General features: G+C 33.5%; 18 protein-coding genes. 9 read left to right on the top strand and 9 right to left on the bottom strand.

The window, feature by feature from the left end:
• The first annotated feature begins 89 nt into the window (after positions 1–89).
• From IMCC3317_RS11430 to IMCC3317_RS11415, 4 genes are all read left to right on the top strand, one after another.
• Positions 90–599 carry a hypothetical protein gene (locus IMCC3317_RS11430; protein ID WP_160129635.1) on the top strand — a complete coding sequence of 170 codons (510 nt, stop codon included), beginning with the start codon at positions 90–92 and terminating at the stop codon, positions 597–599.
• Positions 600–615: 16 nt separating this feature from the next.
• Entirely contained in the window at positions 616–783 is a 168-nt protein-coding gene (locus tag IMCC3317_RS11425; RefSeq protein WP_160129634.1) for a hypothetical protein, read from the top strand.
• Positions 784–893: 110 nt separating this feature from the next.
• Entirely contained in the window at positions 894–1,073 is a 180-nt protein-coding gene (locus IMCC3317_RS11420; RefSeq protein ID WP_160129633.1) for a hypothetical protein, read from the top strand.
• Positions 1,074–1,449: 376 nt separating this feature from the next.
• A complete protein-coding gene (locus IMCC3317_RS11415; RefSeq protein WP_160129632.1) occupies positions 1,450–2,163 on the top strand; it encodes a helix-turn-helix domain-containing protein in 714 nt (237 codons plus the stop codon).
• Positions 2,164–2,370: 207 nt separating this feature from the next.
• Here the strand turns inward: IMCC3317_RS11415 and groL are convergent, their stop codons facing one another.
• The 9 genes from groL to miaB form a co-directional block, all read right to left on the bottom strand.
• The gene (gene groL, locus IMCC3317_RS11410; RefSeq protein ID WP_160129631.1) at positions 2,371–4,005 is read right to left on the bottom strand and encodes a chaperonin GroEL; all 1,635 of its coding nucleotides are present in this window, start codon (positions 4,003–4,005) and stop codon (positions 2,371–2,373) included.
• Positions 4,006–4,082: 77 nt separating this feature from the next.
• On the bottom strand, positions 4,083–4,361 hold the full coding sequence (locus IMCC3317_RS11405; RefSeq protein ID WP_160129630.1) for a co-chaperone GroES: 279 nt from the start codon (positions 4,359–4,361) through the stop codon (positions 4,083–4,085).
• A gap of 150 nt (positions 4,362–4,511) precedes the next feature.
• On the bottom strand, positions 4,512–4,856 hold the full coding sequence (gene secG, locus IMCC3317_RS11400; protein WP_160129629.1) for a preprotein translocase subunit SecG: 345 nt from the start codon (positions 4,854–4,856) through the stop codon (positions 4,512–4,514).
• A gap of 6 nt (positions 4,857–4,862) precedes the next feature.
• The gene (locus IMCC3317_RS11395) at positions 4,863–5,885 is read right to left on the bottom strand and encodes a hypothetical protein (protein ID WP_160129628.1); all 1,023 of its coding nucleotides are present in this window, start codon (positions 5,883–5,885) and stop codon (positions 4,863–4,865) included.
• A 10-nt stretch (positions 5,886–5,895) separates the two neighbouring features.
• Entirely contained in the window at positions 5,896–6,399 is a 504-nt protein-coding gene (gene lptE / locus IMCC3317_RS11390; protein WP_174805952.1) for an LptE family protein, read from the bottom strand.
• Positions 6,400–6,403: 4 nt separating this feature from the next.
• Positions 6,404–7,660, bottom strand: coding sequence for a sigma 54-interacting transcriptional regulator (locus tag IMCC3317_RS11385; protein WP_160129627.1), 1,257 nt, complete (start codon positions 7,658–7,660; stop codon positions 6,404–6,406).
• Positions 7,661–7,676: 16 nt separating this feature from the next.
• Positions 7,677–8,669, bottom strand: a complete 993-nt coding sequence (locus tag IMCC3317_RS11380; protein WP_160129626.1) for a hypothetical protein — start codon at positions 8,667–8,669, stop codon at positions 7,677–7,679.
• Between the two features lie 26 nt (positions 8,670–8,695).
• Positions 8,696–9,655, bottom strand: coding sequence for a hypothetical protein (locus IMCC3317_RS11375; RefSeq protein WP_160129625.1), 960 nt, complete (start codon positions 9,653–9,655; stop codon positions 8,696–8,698).
• Between the two features lie 42 nt (positions 9,656–9,697).
• A complete protein-coding gene (miaB, locus tag IMCC3317_RS11370) occupies positions 9,698–11,143 on the bottom strand; it encodes a tRNA (N6-isopentenyl adenosine(37)-C2)-methylthiotransferase MiaB (RefSeq protein WP_160131908.1) in 1,446 nt (481 codons plus the stop codon).
• Positions 11,144–11,312: 169 nt separating this feature from the next.
• On the opposite strand from miaB, the gene IMCC3317_RS11365 reads away from it, so the two are divergent.
• The 5 genes from IMCC3317_RS11365 to IMCC3317_RS11345 all read left to right on the top strand — a co-directional run bounded on the left by IMCC3317_RS11365 (position 11,313) and on the right by IMCC3317_RS11345 (position 16,560).
• Positions 11,313–12,554, top strand: a complete 1,242-nt coding sequence (locus tag IMCC3317_RS11365) for an LVIVD repeat-containing protein (protein ID WP_160129624.1) — start codon at positions 11,313–11,315, stop codon at positions 12,552–12,554.
• A gap of 378 nt (positions 12,555–12,932) precedes the next feature.
• The gene (locus IMCC3317_RS11360; RefSeq protein ID WP_160129623.1) at positions 12,933–13,715 is read left to right on the top strand and encodes a hypothetical protein; all 783 of its coding nucleotides are present in this window, start codon (positions 12,933–12,935) and stop codon (positions 13,713–13,715) included.
• Between the two features lie 121 nt (positions 13,716–13,836).
• A complete protein-coding gene (locus IMCC3317_RS11355) occupies positions 13,837–14,898 on the top strand; it encodes a hypothetical protein (RefSeq protein ID WP_160129622.1) in 1,062 nt (353 codons plus the stop codon).
• Positions 14,899–14,939: 41 nt separating this feature from the next.
• The gene (locus IMCC3317_RS11350) at positions 14,940–15,488 is read left to right on the top strand and encodes an RNA polymerase sigma factor (protein WP_228055043.1); all 549 of its coding nucleotides are present in this window, start codon (positions 14,940–14,942) and stop codon (positions 15,486–15,488) included.
• Positions 15,475–16,560, top strand: coding sequence for a hypothetical protein (locus tag IMCC3317_RS11345; protein WP_160129620.1), 1,086 nt, complete (start codon positions 15,475–15,477; stop codon positions 16,558–16,560). Before IMCC3317_RS11350 ends, IMCC3317_RS11345 begins: the two co-directional genes overlap by 14 nt.
• Positions 16,561–16,650 lie beyond the last annotated feature (90 nt).

Below are 16,650 nucleotides of genomic sequence, written 5' to 3'. Positions count from 1 at the left end.
TTACTTAATAGCTACCTTTTTGATAATTGTTGTGCTTATCACTAGGGTTGAAAAGATATTATAAGAACCTACTAAACCAATAATAAGTCTTGAAAAAACATACTCTTATACTATTTCAGATATTAATTGTAACGATTATTGTTACTATTACTTATTGGCTTACTCAAGAATATATTGTATTTAATAGTAGTTTTCTTGAGATTAAAATTTTGAGCCCACTATTTTATCTATTGCCAGTAATACTAAGTTTTTTAATGAGTTTATGGTTAGTTATTAAATTTGATACTATTCCTAAATTTATTCTAAGGCTTAGTATTACGCTTGTGAATATATATTTATTCTTATCCGTTTTCATGGGAACTTCAAAGTATTGTGAAGACGAAAAAAACATGGAATTGGTATATCTAGTATTTTTATGGTCTATTTTTTTAATTTCGGTTTTTATGTTGATAAAATATATTCTACCGAAGTTAAAATTTAAAGATGTTTTAATTATTGGAGTTTCAACAGTATTAGCATTTATAGATTTTTATTTCTTTTTTATAACTCTTGACCTTTTATATTATGTAGGTTGGTTCAAGCTTGTCAACAACATTTAAAAACTAATTCAAAACAATGACATTCCTACATCTAACCACAGGACAAAATATTCTAAAATGGATTGGCATATTTACACTAATGTATCTTTTTAGAAAACTAATGAATTTCTTAGACAAAAAGTACCATTGGAACATGTATGACGTAACATGGAAAAGCATTTTTTCCCATAAAAAGAAACACTAAACAGTTTCACTTTTTTTTCATAATTACCTTAAAAAGCCATGCTTTGATTAGCATAGTCAGCTATACGCATGGCTTTTTTTAACTGAGTTTAGTATTAAAATATATGAATTATGCGTATTGAAATTATATCAAACAACATATTGCTATTATCAGTATTCATCTTTATTGTGATTATAATCGCTGTGATAATATATCTATATGCTTTTACTTCAATGAAGAGGAATTCAAAAAGTGAAAAAGAAAATGAAGTTGATGATGAAATTGAGAAGGAATTGGAGGAAAACACTTAGTGTTTTTGGTTGTGAGTTGTGAGTTATTGGTTGTCGGTAAACTTCTCAAATCAAAAATCAACATTCGTTAATCGTTAATCTTATTGGGAGTTAGTCGTGAAGCAGAATTTAAAACTTCTTAAATCAACATTCGTTAATCGATATTCGATATTGGATTTTGGGTGTTAGTCATGAAGCAGAATTCAAAAAACTTCTCAAATCAAAAATCAACATTCGTTAATCGTTAATCTTATTGGGAGTTAGTCGTGAAGCAGAATTCAAAAACTTCTTACATCAACATTCGCTAATCGATATTCGATATTCTTTTGTTGGGAGTAAAGATTCCCATTGGTTACTGAGTATAACGAAGTACGCGGGAATGATAAAAAAACATGATATGAAATCATTAAAAAATATACGTATTCAATATTGTACATTCATACTATTTGCATGTTTTATGTGTAATACAACTGTACATGCTAATGAACAGAAAGAGCAAAATTTTGAACAAACCGTTGATAGTTTCGCTTACCAAACACAAGACAAACAACTAGAACAGCTTTTGCAAACACAACAAGCACTTGAAACTAGATATTATTTATCAATAGGAATTGTATTGTTATTAGTACTCATTTTCGGGTTGTTATGCGCTCGAAAAACGAAAGGATACAATCATCTTAAAAAAATTATTGAATTGCTTGAAAAAAATAACCAAGATAAAAGTAATGATGATAAAAAAAGTAACGAAACATACATAGAAATTGATGAAACTATTGTGGCTTCCATTCTGCAAAATCTTCAAGCATTTGAAAAAGAAAGAGGTTTTTTAATCACAAAAATTACATTGCACCAATTTGCGAAGCAACTAAAAACGAACACGAAATATTTATCAAAAGTGATTAATACGTATAAGTTAAAATCGTTTCGAAATTACATCAATGATTTGCGAATTCAACATAGTCTTCAAGAATTAGAAAACAATACGAATTACAGAAAATATACCGTAAAAGCGATGGCGAAAGAATCGGGTTTTGGTACTACAGAATCCTTTTCAAAAGCATTTCAGAAAAACACAGGTGAAACCGTTTCTAGTTTTCTAAGGCAGTTTTAGAATGTGAAATACACTTAATTTATCAGATAAAAAAAGACTGTCTAAAAAGTCGAATTTTCGTCAAACCGAATCAAGTTCAGAATGACGCTTTCTAACACTTTTTAGACAGCCTTTTTTAATATATATTCAGTCTCAGGCTCAGTTTCAAACTTCAGCTTTTCAACTTCATTTTCAACCTCAACCTCAACCTCAACTTCAACTTCAATACTACATCATTCCTGGCATTCCGCCGCCCATTGGTGGCATTCCGCCAGCAGGCGCATCTTCTTTAATATCTACCAATGCACATTCTGTTGTCAAGATCATTCCTGCCACAGAAGCTGCATTTTCTAATGCAATACGTGTTACTTTTTTAGGATCAATAATTCCAGCTTTCAACATATCAACGTATTCTTCCGTTTTTGCATTGTATCCGAAATCTTTTTTTCCTTCCATTACTTTAGAAACCACAACGCTTCCTTCGCCACCAGCGTTAGAAACAATAGTACGTAACGGTTCTTCAATAGCACGGGCAATAATTTTGATTCCTGTTACTTCGTCTAAGTTGTCCGTTGTAATTTTATCCAACACACCTTTTGCACGAACCAAGGCAACGCCACCACCGGCAACGATTCCTTCTTCTACAGCAGCGCGTGTTGCATGCAATGCATCATCAACCCTGTCTTTTTTCTCTTTCATTTCTACTTCAGAAGCAGCTCCAACATATAAAACAGCAACACCACCAGCTAATTTAGCCAAACGTTCTTGCAGTTTTTCTTTATCGTAATCAGATGTTGTAGATTCTATTTGTGCTTTAATCTGTCCAACACGTGTTTTAATCATATCAGCATCTCCAAAACCATTTACAACTGTAGTGTTGTCTTTATTAATGGTAATTTTCTCAGCAGTTCCTAGCATGTCAATAGTAGCATTCTCTAAGGTAAAACCTCTTTCCTCAGAGATTACAGTTCCGCCAGTTAAGATGGCAATATCTTCTAACATTGCTTTTCTACGGTCACCAAAACCTGGTGCTTTTACCGCTGCAATTTTTAATGCACCTCTAAGTTTGTTTACAACTAACGTAGCCAATGCTTCTCCGTCAACATCTTCAGCAATAATTAATAATGGTTTTCCAGTTTGCGCCACAGGCTCCAATACTGCCATTAAATCTTTCATTGAAGAAATTTTCTTATCAAATAATAAGATATAAGGACTTTCCAATTCAACTTCCATCTTTTCAGAATTCGTCACAAAATATGGAGATAAAAATCCTCTGTCAAACTGCATTCCTTCTACTGTTTTCATGTCAGTTTTAGTTCCTTTTGCTTCTTCCACAGTAATGACGCCTTCTTTTCCAACTTCTTTAAAAGCTCTAGCAATCAAGTCTCCAATTTCTTCATCATTGTTTGCTGAGATAGCTGCAATTTGCTTTATTTTTTCTGAAGAATCGCCAACTTTTTTTGCTTGTTTATTTAAGTCTTCAACAATGGCAGCAACTGCTTTGTCAATTCCTCTTTTTAAGTCCATCGGGTTTGCACCAGCAGCAACATTTTTCAAGCCTTCTTTTACAATTGCTTGTGCTAATACGGTTGCAGTTGTGGTTCCGTCTCCTGCTAAATCATTGGTTCTAGAAGCAACTTCTTTTACCATTTGCGCTCCCATATTCTCTAAAGGATCTGCTAACTCAATTTCTTTTGCAACAGTTACACCATCTTTTGTTACAGAAGGCGCACCAAATGATTTGCTAATAATTACGTTTCTTCCTTTTGGTCCTAAAGTTACTTTTACTGCGTTTGCTAATGCGTCCACTCCGCGTTTTAATCCTTCGCGAGCTTCAATATTAAATTTTATATTTTTTGCCATATTTTTTTAGTTGTTAGCCTTCAGCTATTTGCCTTTGACTAGAATTATTTTACTATTTAATTTACTATAATGAGTAATTAAACAATTGCTAAAATGTCTTCTTCTCTCATGATGATATAATCAACTCCTTCATACTTGATTTCAGATCCAGAAAACTTTCCATAAAGAACCGTGTCACCAACTTTTACTGTTAAAGGTTCGTCTTTTTTACCTGATCCAACCGCAACTACTGTTCCTCGTTGTTGCTTTTCTTGCGCTGAATCTGGAATGTAAAGCCCTGAAGCAGTTTTTGTAGCTGCTGGTAATGGCGCAATCAAGACTCTATCCGCGAGTGGTCTGATGTTAACTTTGCTCATTTTGTTGAATATTTAATTTGATTAATTATGTTATTATTTACGACTAACATGTAGTCAGAAATTGTGCCATTGTAGTAATGCTGACAAATTGAAATAAAAAATGCCAGCTTGTCATAAGCTGGCATTTTTTATATGTTTACGATGAAATTTTTACTGTCCGTTAGTAGTTTTTTCATCTGTTGTATTTGTATTCGTATCTACTGGAGGCGTTGTTTGCTCAATAGCGTCACCTGAAACTTTAGATTGGCTACTAGAGTTACTTAAGTTTGTAAAATTCGTAACTAAGATTAAACCAATTAAAATAGTAGCTAAAGCCCACGTACTTTTATCTAAAAAGTCAGTTGTTTTTTGAACACCACCAATTTGTTGGGTTCCGCCACCACCAAAAGAAGAGGATAATCCGCCACCTTTTGGATTTTGTACCATTATTACTAACATTAATAAAAATGCTACGATAAGGATTAAGATTATGAAAATGTAATACGTTGAACTCATTTTGTACTAATTTTTTTGTTGTAATTTTTTTATTGCCCGAATTCGGTCTGCAAAGAAACCACTTTTTTCTGGATATTTCAAAATTAAAATATCATAAGCTTTCATTGCTTTTTTATATTTCTTTTGTTCCAAGTAAACTTTTGCCAAAGTTTCCGTCATAAGCATTGACTGGTCTACGTTTGTCTCACTTGCCAAGTTGATCGTTTTTTGAAGTGTTGGCTTCGGTTTTATCTTCGGATTTTTGTCTATGAATTTGCTTATAAGATCAAATCTTTTTCTTTTTTCCTCCTTTGAAGCTTTCCTTTTGGGTTCTTTTGCTACTATTTCCGGCTCTTTTACGACTTCCTTTTCAGGAGATTGGTCAACAGATCGGTCAATAGGTTTTAGACTTGCCAATTGCAGCCATTGCGAAAACGAATGCTTTTCACTTTGCTCAAATGCTAATGGTTTTCCAAGTTGTAAAGTTTCTTCGGGAGTTTCTATTGTTTCAATTTCAATTTTTTTAGCAACTACTTTTTTATCTTTTGATTTTTTCTTTTTCTTGTCTTTCTTCTTACCTTTTTTCTTCTTGTCTTTCTTAATTTCAGCAACAGCCGCAATAGGAATCAATGTTTCGGTTACTTTTGGTTGAAACAAATCAGGATCGAGAATGGCGTTTGCTTCTTCAATCTTGGTTTTAATTGCGTCTTCCATTAATAGATTTTGATCTATTTTTACTTCTTCAATAGCAACTTCAATTTCATTGGTATTGTTGTGCGATTCTTTGATTGTACTTGAAATTTTATGCTGATCAAAGGTTCTCGAAGTAATAAAATCAAACAAAATACTACGATCTGTTGTATACGCCGCAGCAACTTTTAAGTTTTGATTGTATTTGAAACTATCCTGATTTTTTAATCCTTTTAAGTGTACAACACGCGCCGCCTGAAAGTACGGAAACTCTTTCGTAATTGCTTCAATTGCTTCGGTTTGCGAAACATTGATTTGCGTTGGATTTTGTAATATGTATGTAAAATCAGAAATATTCATCTTGAAATCATTACCATTTTGCTAAACTTGCGTTGAAAATATCTTGTGTAATACGGTCAAATATTTCTTGAAATGCCGTGCTTTGTACACTTATTAATTGTGTAGATGCAGGATAATCATAGAAAAATGAGAAACGTTGATCAAAGTCGTCTTCAGGTCTGTTTTTATGTGTAAAACGAACTTGAACACCAATTGTTAAACGGTTTTGCGACGCTGTATTGTTTGCAGTTGCACTCATTGGCGATACACGGTATTCTACAATTTCGCCTTCATATAGTAAATCTCCGTTGGCTCTAACTAAGTCTAAACTTGTTTGGTTTAGGATTAAATCCTGCAAAGCAAGTGTAAAATCTCTATCCAATCCAGGTTCAATAATTGGCGCATTATTTTGGAAATAGTTTACTTGATATGTTTTCGCATTCAAATCTCCTGTTCCTGTAAAGTTGTATACGCCACAACTTACTAAAGTGATTGCTACAACAAGCGTAGCAATTATAATTTTTATCTTTTTCATATAATTATAAATCAAATTGTTTGATTTTTCTATAAAGTGTACGCTCAGAAATTCCAAGTTCTTTTGCTGCTGCTTTTCGTTTTCCTTTGTTGCGTTCTAACGATTTTTTGATCAATTCTAATTCTTTATCATGCAAGGAAAGCGTTTCTTCTTCTTCCACATCTTCTGCAAAGTGATATTTATCTGTTTCTTCTGCGACAGCATTTTGTTGAGAAACTGGCAATAGTTTTACGGGCGAATCGTCTTCTTCTTCCTGAAAAACTTCATCAGTTTCGTCTCCATAAATTTTCTGAATTAAACTTTCGTTTTCATCTTTGACTTTTTCTGAAACACCATTTTGCATGAGTTCCATCGTCAATTTTTTTAAATCATTCAAATCACTTTTCATATCAAAAAGCACTTTGTACAATATTTCACGTTCCGAACTAAAGTCGCTATCACTTTTTGACTTTTCGATTACAGCAGGTAAATTTCCAGAGGTGTTTGGTAAATATTGTAATAATGTTTCTGGTGTAATCGCTCTTGTTTCTTCCAATACAGAAATTTGTTCTGCTACGTTTCTCAATTGACGAATGTTTCCGTTCCAACGGTATTTTATCAATAATTCAGCAGCACGCTCATCCAACCGAATGGAAGGCATTTTGTATTTTAGAGCAAAGTCAGACGCAAACTTTCTAAAAAGTAAATGAATGTCTTCTTTACGTGCGCGCAATGGCGGAAGCAAAATTTCAACCGTACTTAAACGATAGTATAAATCTTCTCTAAACTTTCCTTTTTTGATAGCTTCAAACATGTTTACGTTTGTGGCTGCTACAATTCGAACGTTTGTTTTTTGCACTTTGGAAGAACCTACTTTGATAAATTCGCCATTTTCCAACACACGCAATAAACGTACTTGTGTGGTAAGTGGCAATTCTCCAACTTCATCTAAAAAAATAGTTCCATTATCGGCAACTTCAAAATAGCCGTTTCGAGTTTGTGTTGCGCCTGTAAAAGAACCTTTTTCGTGTCCAAATAATTCACTGTCAATAGTTCCTTCAGGAATAGCGCCACAGTTTACTGCAATGTATTTTCCATGTTTTCTGTGTGAAAGCGAGTGAATTATTTTCGGAATACTTTCTTTTCCAACACCACTTTCGCCTGTTACTAGCACAGAAATATCCGTTGGCGATACTTGTATGGCTTTTTCAATAGCACGATTGAGCGCAGGATCATTACCAATGATTCCAAAACGTTGTTTGATCGCTTGAATGGATTCCATGTTTGTTGTTATGTGTTTAGTTTACGTATTGAAACGTTTCGTTAATTGTAATGGTTGCATCGCTAGAAATAGTTGGAACTGACGTGAAAATAGTTCCGCTTCTGCTCGTTATTCTACTACTTGCATCATATTGTACGTCTAAGTTTGAACTTCCTTGTGACGTAGTTGTAACCGTCATATTATTTGTACTGTATATCACAGCTTGCCAATGTTCGTATTGGTCATCATATTCGTCATTCAAAATAGAAAACAGATACAAATCATTTAATGTATTGCGCAACGGATTTGTGTTGCTGTCATACGTGTACGTATATGTATTTGCATCTTGCCCAGTAATTACAGCAGAAGTTAAGTTTCCAGCAGCATCGTACGAAATTATTTCTGTTTTGTTAATAGTTCCGTTTTCTATAGTTTCTCTTTTGAGGAGTTTACTCGTGGTGGCATCAAATGTAAATTTAGTAGTGAAATTAGTGCCTTCTTTAGTACGTGTAATTTCGTTGTTGTTATGTATGAAAGAGAATGTAAAACTGTCCACAGGATCTTGTAAATCTTCAAAAGCAATTTCAACTACTTTCCCTAAGTTATACGTCACTGTTGTTCTATTGACTAATATATTATCTACGGTTGTTCTGAGTTCAATAACGTCACTATTTTGATCTCTAATAACAGCACCAACACCATTTACGGTAGTTCCTAAAAAAGTGATACTTGTATTTTGTGCTGTAAATTGATTTTGAGAATTAATTACAAAATCGGCAGTAAATGAAGTCTCGCCACCAAGTGGAGAAGAAAAACTCTTCATATAATCATAGTCTGCCAATTGCAACGTAGTTCCTGGATTTGTAGGATCTGTCGGGTCAACAGGATCTGTCGGATCTCCGTTTCCGGGATCTGTCGGATTTCCTGTAGATGGATCTGCTATGAAAATTTCACCTTCATACGGTTCGTTATCGCATGAAAAGCAAATCAACGAAAGTATAATTGTGGTGAATAGAACTGTTTTTTTCATTAGAATACGGTAATTACTTTTTTCAATTAATATTGAAACGTTTCCGATTGTAAAACAGTTACGCCATCACCTAAGTCATAGTTTCCACTTTTACTTACTATTTTATTACTAGTATCGTACATTGCGCTGAAATCAAATGTACCATCTGTAGATTCGCCACCGATCCAATTGTTTGCTCCATGAAAATTAGCAATTGTGCTTGCAATTTCATCTTCATGATCTCCATTTAAAATAGATAACATATATGCATCTTGGAAAACCGTTTTTAATGGATTTGTATTGGTGTCAAAGTTAAATGTTGAAGTTCTTGGAGTTCCGCCTGTAGTAACTACAGATTGTGTGCAGTTTCCTGTACTTGAATAGCTAAGTGTTTCTGTTTGAATAGAAGTACCATTGTCAAAATATTCAATACTTACCAATCTGCTAGTTGAAGGATCGAATGTAAAGGTTGCTGTATCGGTTGATCCTACTGTGGTTTTAGAAATCGTATTTCCGCTGTATGTAAAATTATGAGTATAATCATCGACGTCATCTGCAGAAAAATCATAATCAATTTGCGAAATATTAGTTCCGTCATACGTTATCGTAGTTGTGTTTTGACCACCTCCGCCAGCATTGTCTTGAATTAACGTAATGTTTCCACTTGTATTTCGTGTGTACGTACTTAATGAGTTTTCAGTAAATCCAAATATAGTAAGTTCCGTATTTTGACTTACTACAATACCATTTTGAATATTGAAATCAGTATCGATAATAATTTCGCCGAAAAGAGGCGCATTTGTAGTAACATCGTACGTATAAGCTGTAAGTGTTGTTGTTGGGTCTGTCGGGTCAGTAGGATCCGTCGGGTCAGTTGGATCTGTCGGATCGGTTGGTGTGCCTTGAGTCGGAATATCAATTGCTATATCAGCATCTAAAGGTTCGTCGTCACATGAAAAGCAAAGAAATGCTAAAAGTACCGAAGTGATTAAAAAAGTTTTTTTCATTGGTTCTGTTTTTATTTTGATTGTTGATGAAAACAAATAATATTAGTTATTTTCTGAAAGTGCAACTGGCTCACCAATTAAGGTTGCTGATGTACAATCGTGTATTTTTACATTTACAAAATCACCTGGTTGATAGTTTTCTTTAGGAAAAACCACCACCGTATTTCGAGAACTTCTTCCCATCCAATGTCCGTCCGATTTTTTTGAAGTTCCTTCAATCAAAACTTCTTGTATCGTGTGTAGATGTAATTTGGTTCTATAAGCGCTATGCGAGCGTTGCAGTTCAATAATTTCTGCAAGTCTTCGCTTTTTTGTTGCTTCTGGAATATCATCTTCCATTTTTCGTTCCGCCATCGTTCCTGGACGTTCTGAATAGGTAAACATATATCCGAAATCATATTTTACATAGTCCATCAATGAAAGTGTATCTTGATGATCTTGTTCTGTTTCTGTTGGAAAACCAGCAATTAAATCTTGCGAAATTCCACAACCTGGTAATATTTGACGAATTTTATCTATCAACGTAAAATATTCTTCGCGCGTATGCAAACGATTCATTTCTTTTAAAATACGATCACTTCCGCTTTGTACTGGCAAGTGAATATGTTTGCAAATGTTTCTATGTTTTGCCATAATATGAAACACATCTTCGTGCATATCTTGCGGATTCGATGTAGAAAAACGGATTCTTAATTTTGGAAATTTGATCGCAACCAAATCCAACAATTTAGAAAAATCTACCGCAGTTGCTTTTTGCATTTCAGAAGCTTTTACAAAATCTTTCTTCAAGCCGCCGCCGTACCATAAATAACTATCTACATTTTGACCTAAAAGCGTAATTTCTTTAAAGTTTTTAGCTGATAATTCTTCAATTTCCTCTAAAATTGATTGCGGATCACGACTACGTTCGCGTCCACGTGTAAACGGAACTACACAAAATGTACACATATTATCGCAACCTCTGGTAATAGAAACTAAGGCGTTAATTCCATTGCTGTTTAAGCGAACTGGCGAAATATCACCGTACGTTTCATCTTTAGATAATACTACATTAATGGCGTCTCGTCCTGCGTCAATTTCTTGGAGTAAATTTGGTAAATCTTTATATGCATCTGGTCCAACGACCATATCTACAATTTTTTCTTCTTCTAAAAATTTACTCTTTAAGCGTTCTGCCATACAACCCAAAACGCCAACTTTCATTTTCGGATTTATTCGTTTAACGGCATTGTATTTTTCCAGACGTTTCCGAACGGTTTGTTCTGCTTTATCTCTAATAGAACACGTATTTACTAACACCAAATCAGCTTCTTCCAAACGATTTGTGGTATTAAATCCTTCTTTCGCCAAAATAGAAGCAACTACTTCGCTATCGGCAAAATTCATTTGACAACCATAACTTTCAATGTATAGCTTTCGGGTATTCTTTGGATTTTCAGCTAAAACAATAGATGCTCCTTGTTTGTCTTCGTCTATAATCTTTTCTATCATTGTGTAATCTTCTGCGTAAATTTTTGGTCAATATTTAAGATGCAAAGATAGGATTATTTCAAAACAAGTGACATAATGACATGTTAAATAAAAAAGTTTCCAAATAACGCAACCATTTTAGTAAATTTGTATCTACAAAGTAGATCAATCAAAAACAACCAGAATCATGAAACTTACCTATGTATTTTTATTTTTAGTCGGATGTCTTTTTATATCGTGTTCCTCTGACGATCAGCAATATGAGTATTACAATGTAGCAACACCAATAACGTTGAGTGTTGCAGAATTACGATCTTCCGTAGCAGTTTTACCTTCACAAAATATTGTAGAATCTGGAAAAATATATGCGTATGAGCAGTATATTTTTGTAAATGATAAAGATAAAGGTGTGCATGTAATTGATAATAGAAATCCTTTGCAACCAATAAAGATCAACTTTCTTAAAATTCCATTAAACAGAGATATTTCTATAAAAAATAATTATTTATACGCTGATAGCGGAATGGACTTAGTGGTTTTTAATATTGCCGATATAAATAACATTCAGCAAATTGGACGCGTGGAAGATGTCATTGAAAACTACAATGTTGAATATCCTGAAAACGCTCAATTGTTTGAATGGGAAGGCTATGATTATGCTACCGATATTATTGTTGGTTGGAATGTTGTCGTAGAACGCAGAGAAATTATAAATTATGATTACGAATCCATTAATGTAAGTTCTTCAGGCGGCGATGTTGCTACTGGAAGTGGCGGATCGTTAGCGCGATTTAAAATTGTTGATGATTATTTATATGCGATTGATGCTAGTAAAATAAATGTATTTGATATTCAAAACTTAACGTCGCCTGTAAAGGTTAATGAAACGTATGTTACTTGGGAAGCAGAAACTATTTTTCATACTGATAACAAATTATTTATCGGAACTAGATCGGGAATGTTTATTTACGACATTTCACAACCAAGTTCGCCACAATACATTTCAGATTTTGATCATTTAAAATTTTGTGATCCTGTCGTTGTAGACGGAAACTACGCATATGTAACGCTTCGTGCTGGCGCAAGTTGTATGGACGGCGAAACGCAAATGCTAGAAAGTAGATTGGAAATTATAAACATTTCAGACATTTACAATCCACAATTAGAACAAACCTATTTTATGGACGAACCTTATGGTTTAGGAATCAAAGGAAATAGATTGTTTATTTGCGATGGCGCTTCTGGCTTAAAAGTATACAACAAATTAGATGTATCAAGCTTGCAATTACTACAAAACTATGCAAACATTAACGCATACGATGTAATTCCTTTAGGAGACAAATTACTAATGATTGGAGCCAACACACTCACACAATACAACTACACAGATACAGGAATTGAACTTCTGAGCGAGTTTACAATTCAGTAAAATTATGTAACGAATTCTTTTTCCGAAGTGTAGTAGACATTTTTCGTTAAGAATTTTCGAAGCCTTGGAGAAAATTTAGAAAAATGAATGCGGTTTTAGTTTTTCAGAGAAAAAACTAAAAACACCTCTGGAAAAACGCACTTTCTTTTGTTGAAGCCTGTGCTGAACTTGATTCAGTATTCTTTGTGCGAGCAAAGAAAACGAAAATAAGAAGTAGAAAATTAAGTTTTTAATTTAAAATATCCTTGGAAATTCTTAAAGGTGGTTTTTTATAAATAATCATGCTATACTAAAAAGTTGATGAACTTTTGCAATCAATTTACAAGACTTACAATAATTCTTCTATTTTTGTTATTCAACTAACTAACCAAAATACTCATGAATAAGAATTTATTAATTGAAAAAATTGAAAATGCAAAATATTTATCCTTCGGAGATATCTTTAGTGAATCTATTGAACTTTTCAAGAAAGTTTGGCTACAAGGCTTTATAAAAATCTTATTGGAAGGAGTTTTAGGAATTTTATTAATAATCCTTTTTCAAGTACCAATCCTATTAATCATAGGCTCTTTTGCTTTTACAACAAGTTATATGGGCGAATCAGCGGCACCAGTTATGGCGTTACCAATGTTAGTATTAATCTTTGGGTTGATGCTTTTAGCAATCGTTGGAGCAGGAGTGTTTACAATGGCATTATCCGCTGGTTTTTATAGAATTTGTAAAATTAAAGATTTCAATGAAGTAGGTTCTGATGATTACTTTTATTATTTGAAAAGAAAATATTTTAGAAAAATGGCACTTTTAGTAATGGCTTCTATCGGAATCTCTATTGTTGCAATGTTATTATGTTTTTTCCCTGTATATTTTGTAATGATTCCAATTGCCTTCTTTACACTAATATTTACGTTCAATCCAGAATTAAGCGCAAGCGATATTATCAGCGTTGGTTTTAAAATAGGAACTAAAAAGTGGGGAATTACATTTGCACTAATGATCGTCTCAGGGTTTTTGGCATCGCTTGTTGGAGGAATACTATGTGTAGTAGGAGTGTTTTTTACAGCTTCATTTAGTTACTTACCAATATACTTTGTTTACAAACATGTAATTGGTTTTGATGATGATTACAGAGTCGATTCTATGGAAATGAAAACAATAGAGTAATACATAAAATACATACTCTATAAAAGCCTATCACAAAAAGATAGGCTTTTTTATGCTTTCTCGGGAACCTTTTCAAAATTGCACGCGTCTATATATATAGAACCGTTAACAAAACCATATTATGAAAAAACAACTTTTAAAAACTACACTACTCGCACTTATAGGATTTTTATCATTTTCATGTTCTGATTTAGATGATAATGAAGAAATTGGAACTGTAGACCTTGTAAACCTAATTGAACAAGAATCTGAATTATTCGGTTTAATTGAGCGTGTGGCGAAAACAGACGATGAAGACGAAATTACCTGTATCAAATTTTTGTATTCATTTACAATGTTAGAATTTGACAGTAGTCTCATGGTAGTAAATCAACATGTCGTATCAAGCGATCCGCAATTTAGTGTATTACTAGAAAATATTCCAGCGGGAAACAGCATCGGAATCAGCTTTCCAATACAAAGTACGCTAGCTAGTGGAGAAGAATTTCTAATTCAAAACAAAGACGAACTCAAAATCGCTATTGATGATTGTATTGCTTTGCAACAAGATCAAATTGCAGGGAATTGTCGCCAACTATTACAAGAATGTGTTTGGATTGTAAGTCACGACGATCAAACGGTAGATGCGTATGAAAATGCAGTATTTGATGTCGCTGACGATGGAACTTTCAAATTTTACAACAACGGAGAACTGCATGAAGGAACTTGGATTGTATACTTCATTGAAGACGAATTGCATACCAATGTTACTTTTGATGAACCAGGAATAACGGCTGACGATTGGAATTTTGATTGGAAAACTCAAATCTTACCAGACAATATCATGACGTTTACAAACTCGAATGAATCATTTACACTGACGCAAGAATGTGAAGAAGAAAATTACTGTACACAACTCATCTTTTCGGAATGCGAAGACGTAGTTGGATCTGAAATTTCTGAATTTGTATTTCAAGATTACATACCTTGCATTCTACAAATCGAAGATTTAGCCGAATTAACAACAGATGACACCATTGCGTTCTACGAAACAGTAACAGACGCCGATACGGAAACAAATCCGCTATCGCAAAGTTCGTATCAAAACACGTTGCCAGAACAAACAATCTATGTACGTGTGTATTATTTGACAATTGATGAGTTTTTCATAATTCCAATTACAATCAGATCGACGAGTTGTTAAGAGCAATTCAAATACAAAACAATCAAATAGACCAAACGTTTTTGGAAAACACACACGCAGGAACACATAACATAAAAGGTTTAGTCAAGGGCGATGAACTAGCGCAAAAAGCAGTTTATGAAGCTCTTGCGCCTAAAATGTTGGCTGCGTGTCAAAACTTTATTTCCGATAAAACAGTTGCAGAAGAAGCTATGAACAATGGTTTTGTAAAAGTCTTTTTCAATATAAAAAAATACAAATCAGAAGGAAGCTTTGAAGGTTGGGTTCGTAAAATTATGGTGCGCGAAAGTTTATCTTTTCTGCGAAAGAAAAAATTCCGTATTGCTTCTCAAAGTGAGGAAATTCTACAAAAGCAAAAAACCTACCAAAAACCGATGGAAGAAACGTCGGAAATTCAACGACTCATTGAACAACTTCCGATGGAATTTAAACTCGTTTTCAACCTATATGCAATAGAAGGATACACACACAAAGAAATAGCAGCGTTGCTAAAAATACCAGAAGCAACCTCCAAAACACGTTTATTCAGAGCGCGCACAATTTTAAAAGACCAATTACAAACCACAAAACAATCCAATGGAAGACTTTGATTACATAGATGCGCTTGCCCAAAGCGAGCTTTCAAATCGTACAGCAGTTCCTTCAGCGGATGGTTGGAATATTATTCAGCAAAAAATGAAGCGTGCAAAACGGAAAAAATTTCTCGTATTCTTTTTGCTATTTGCGTTGATATGTTCGTTTGGAATCTATCAAGCAATCAATTTTAACTCTGAAATAGATAGCAATTCAGTAACGAATAAAAATTTGGAGCAATTCAAATCTGGAAACAATAACAATTCAAACCAACATAAAAATACGGACTCAAATTCGAGTTCACTTTCAGATTCACTTTCAACTTCAACTTCAACTTCGATTTCGGATAAAGATGCCAGTCAAGCTGGAACAAACACTGCAGGAACACAAACTACCACACAAAAAAATCAGTATCAAACTGCTAAAAATACAAACACAACTTCAATTTCGAGTTCAATTTCATTTTCAAACACAACCTTAGAAAACACAGAAGAAGAATTTCTTTTAGAAGCCGCTGGAGTAAAATTAACTCCTTGGGAATTAATAACACCTGAAACACTCAAAAGGAAACGTAAAAAACGATCTAAAAAAGCCAAAGCAGAAAAAGTCTATGAAAACTTAGATTTAATGATAGGACTCAACGGATTTTTTAAGCCAAACGATTACGAATTCTTCAAATCGTATGTAATTGAAGTATCGTACACGGAAGAAAAAAAGTTAAAAAACAACTATTATCTCAACTATGGAGCTTCCGTTCAATTTCGGAATTTACGCTTCAAAAACGATGCTGGCAGTTTCAATAGAGGTGAATTGAGTCTAAATTTGCTCACAAGTTTAGAAAAAAGGTTTGGAAATTACGGAGTAGAAGCTGGCGCATATATTGGGTATGAGTTTTACGCTCCAAACAATAAAATTTTTGACAGCAAAATAGCGAACTTTTTTGAACGAAAAATTAATTACGGATTAGCCACTACATTGAACTACAAGAAAATTGGACTCGTTTTTAAATATGAATTTTCTCCGTATATAAACTACCTCGGAAATAAGAGGTTTGGAGGATTTACAATTGGTGTAAAATATGATTTCTAAACCCTTAAAAAGTGATTCATTCTAAGTGTGCAAAAAGTATAAACACAAAAAAAATGTGTCAATAATTAAAAATCTATATACTTTTGTACT

This window comes from Kordia antarctica (genome assembly GCF_009901525.1).
GTDB classification, from domain to species: domain Bacteria; phylum Bacteroidota; class Bacteroidia; order Flavobacteriales; family Flavobacteriaceae; genus Kordia; species Kordia antarctica.
The sequence above is the reverse complement of the archived record's forward strand: the minus strand, read 5'-3'. Positions and strand labels throughout refer to the sequence as shown.

Excerpts from the sequence above, each read along its gene's own strand:
- IMCC3317_RS11425 (WP_160129634.1), top strand. The coding sequence starts at position 616 with ATGACATTCCTACATCTAACCACAGGACAAAATATTCTAAAATGGATT.
- IMCC3317_RS11420 (WP_160129633.1), top strand. The coding sequence starts at position 894 with ATGCGTATTGAAATTATATCAAACAACATATTGCTATTATCAGTATTC.
- IMCC3317_RS11415 (WP_160129632.1), top strand. The coding sequence starts at position 1,450 with ATGAAATCATTAAAAAATATACGTATTCAATATTGTACATTCATACTA.
- groL (WP_160129631.1), bottom strand. The coding sequence starts at position 4,005 with ATGGCAAAAAATATAAAATTTAATATTGAAGCTCGCGAAGGATTAAAA.
- IMCC3317_RS11405 (WP_160129630.1), bottom strand. The coding sequence starts at position 4,361 with ATGAGCAAAGTTAACATCAGACCACTCGCGGATAGAGTCTTGATTGCG.
- secG (WP_160129629.1), bottom strand. The coding sequence starts at position 4,856 with ATGAGTTCAACGTATTACATTTTCATAATCTTAATCCTTATCGTAGCA.
- IMCC3317_RS11395 (WP_160129628.1), bottom strand. The coding sequence starts at position 5,885 with ATGAATATTTCTGATTTTACATACATATTACAAAATCCAACGCAAATC.
- lptE (WP_174805952.1), bottom strand. The coding sequence starts at position 6,399 with ATGAAAAAGATAAAAATTATAATTGCTACGCTTGTTGTAGCAATCACT.
- IMCC3317_RS11385 (WP_160129627.1), bottom strand. The coding sequence starts at position 7,660 with ATGGAATCCATTCAAGCGATCAAACAACGTTTTGGAATCATTGGTAAT.
- IMCC3317_RS11380 (WP_160129626.1), bottom strand. The coding sequence starts at position 8,669 with ATGAAAAAAACAGTTCTATTCACCACAATTATACTTTCGTTGATTTGC.
- IMCC3317_RS11375 (WP_160129625.1), bottom strand. The coding sequence starts at position 9,655 with ATGAAAAAAACTTTTTTAATCACTTCGGTACTTTTAGCATTTCTTTGC.
- IMCC3317_RS11365 (WP_160129624.1), top strand. The coding sequence starts at position 11,313 with ATGAAACTTACCTATGTATTTTTATTTTTAGTCGGATGTCTTTTTATA.
- IMCC3317_RS11360 (WP_160129623.1), top strand. The coding sequence starts at position 12,933 with ATGAATAAGAATTTATTAATTGAAAAAATTGAAAATGCAAAATATTTA.
- IMCC3317_RS11355 (WP_160129622.1), top strand. The coding sequence starts at position 13,837 with ATGAAAAAACAACTTTTAAAAACTACACTACTCGCACTTATAGGATTT.
- IMCC3317_RS11345 (WP_160129620.1), top strand. The coding sequence starts at position 15,475 with ATGGAAGACTTTGATTACATAGATGCGCTTGCCCAAAGCGAGCTTTCA.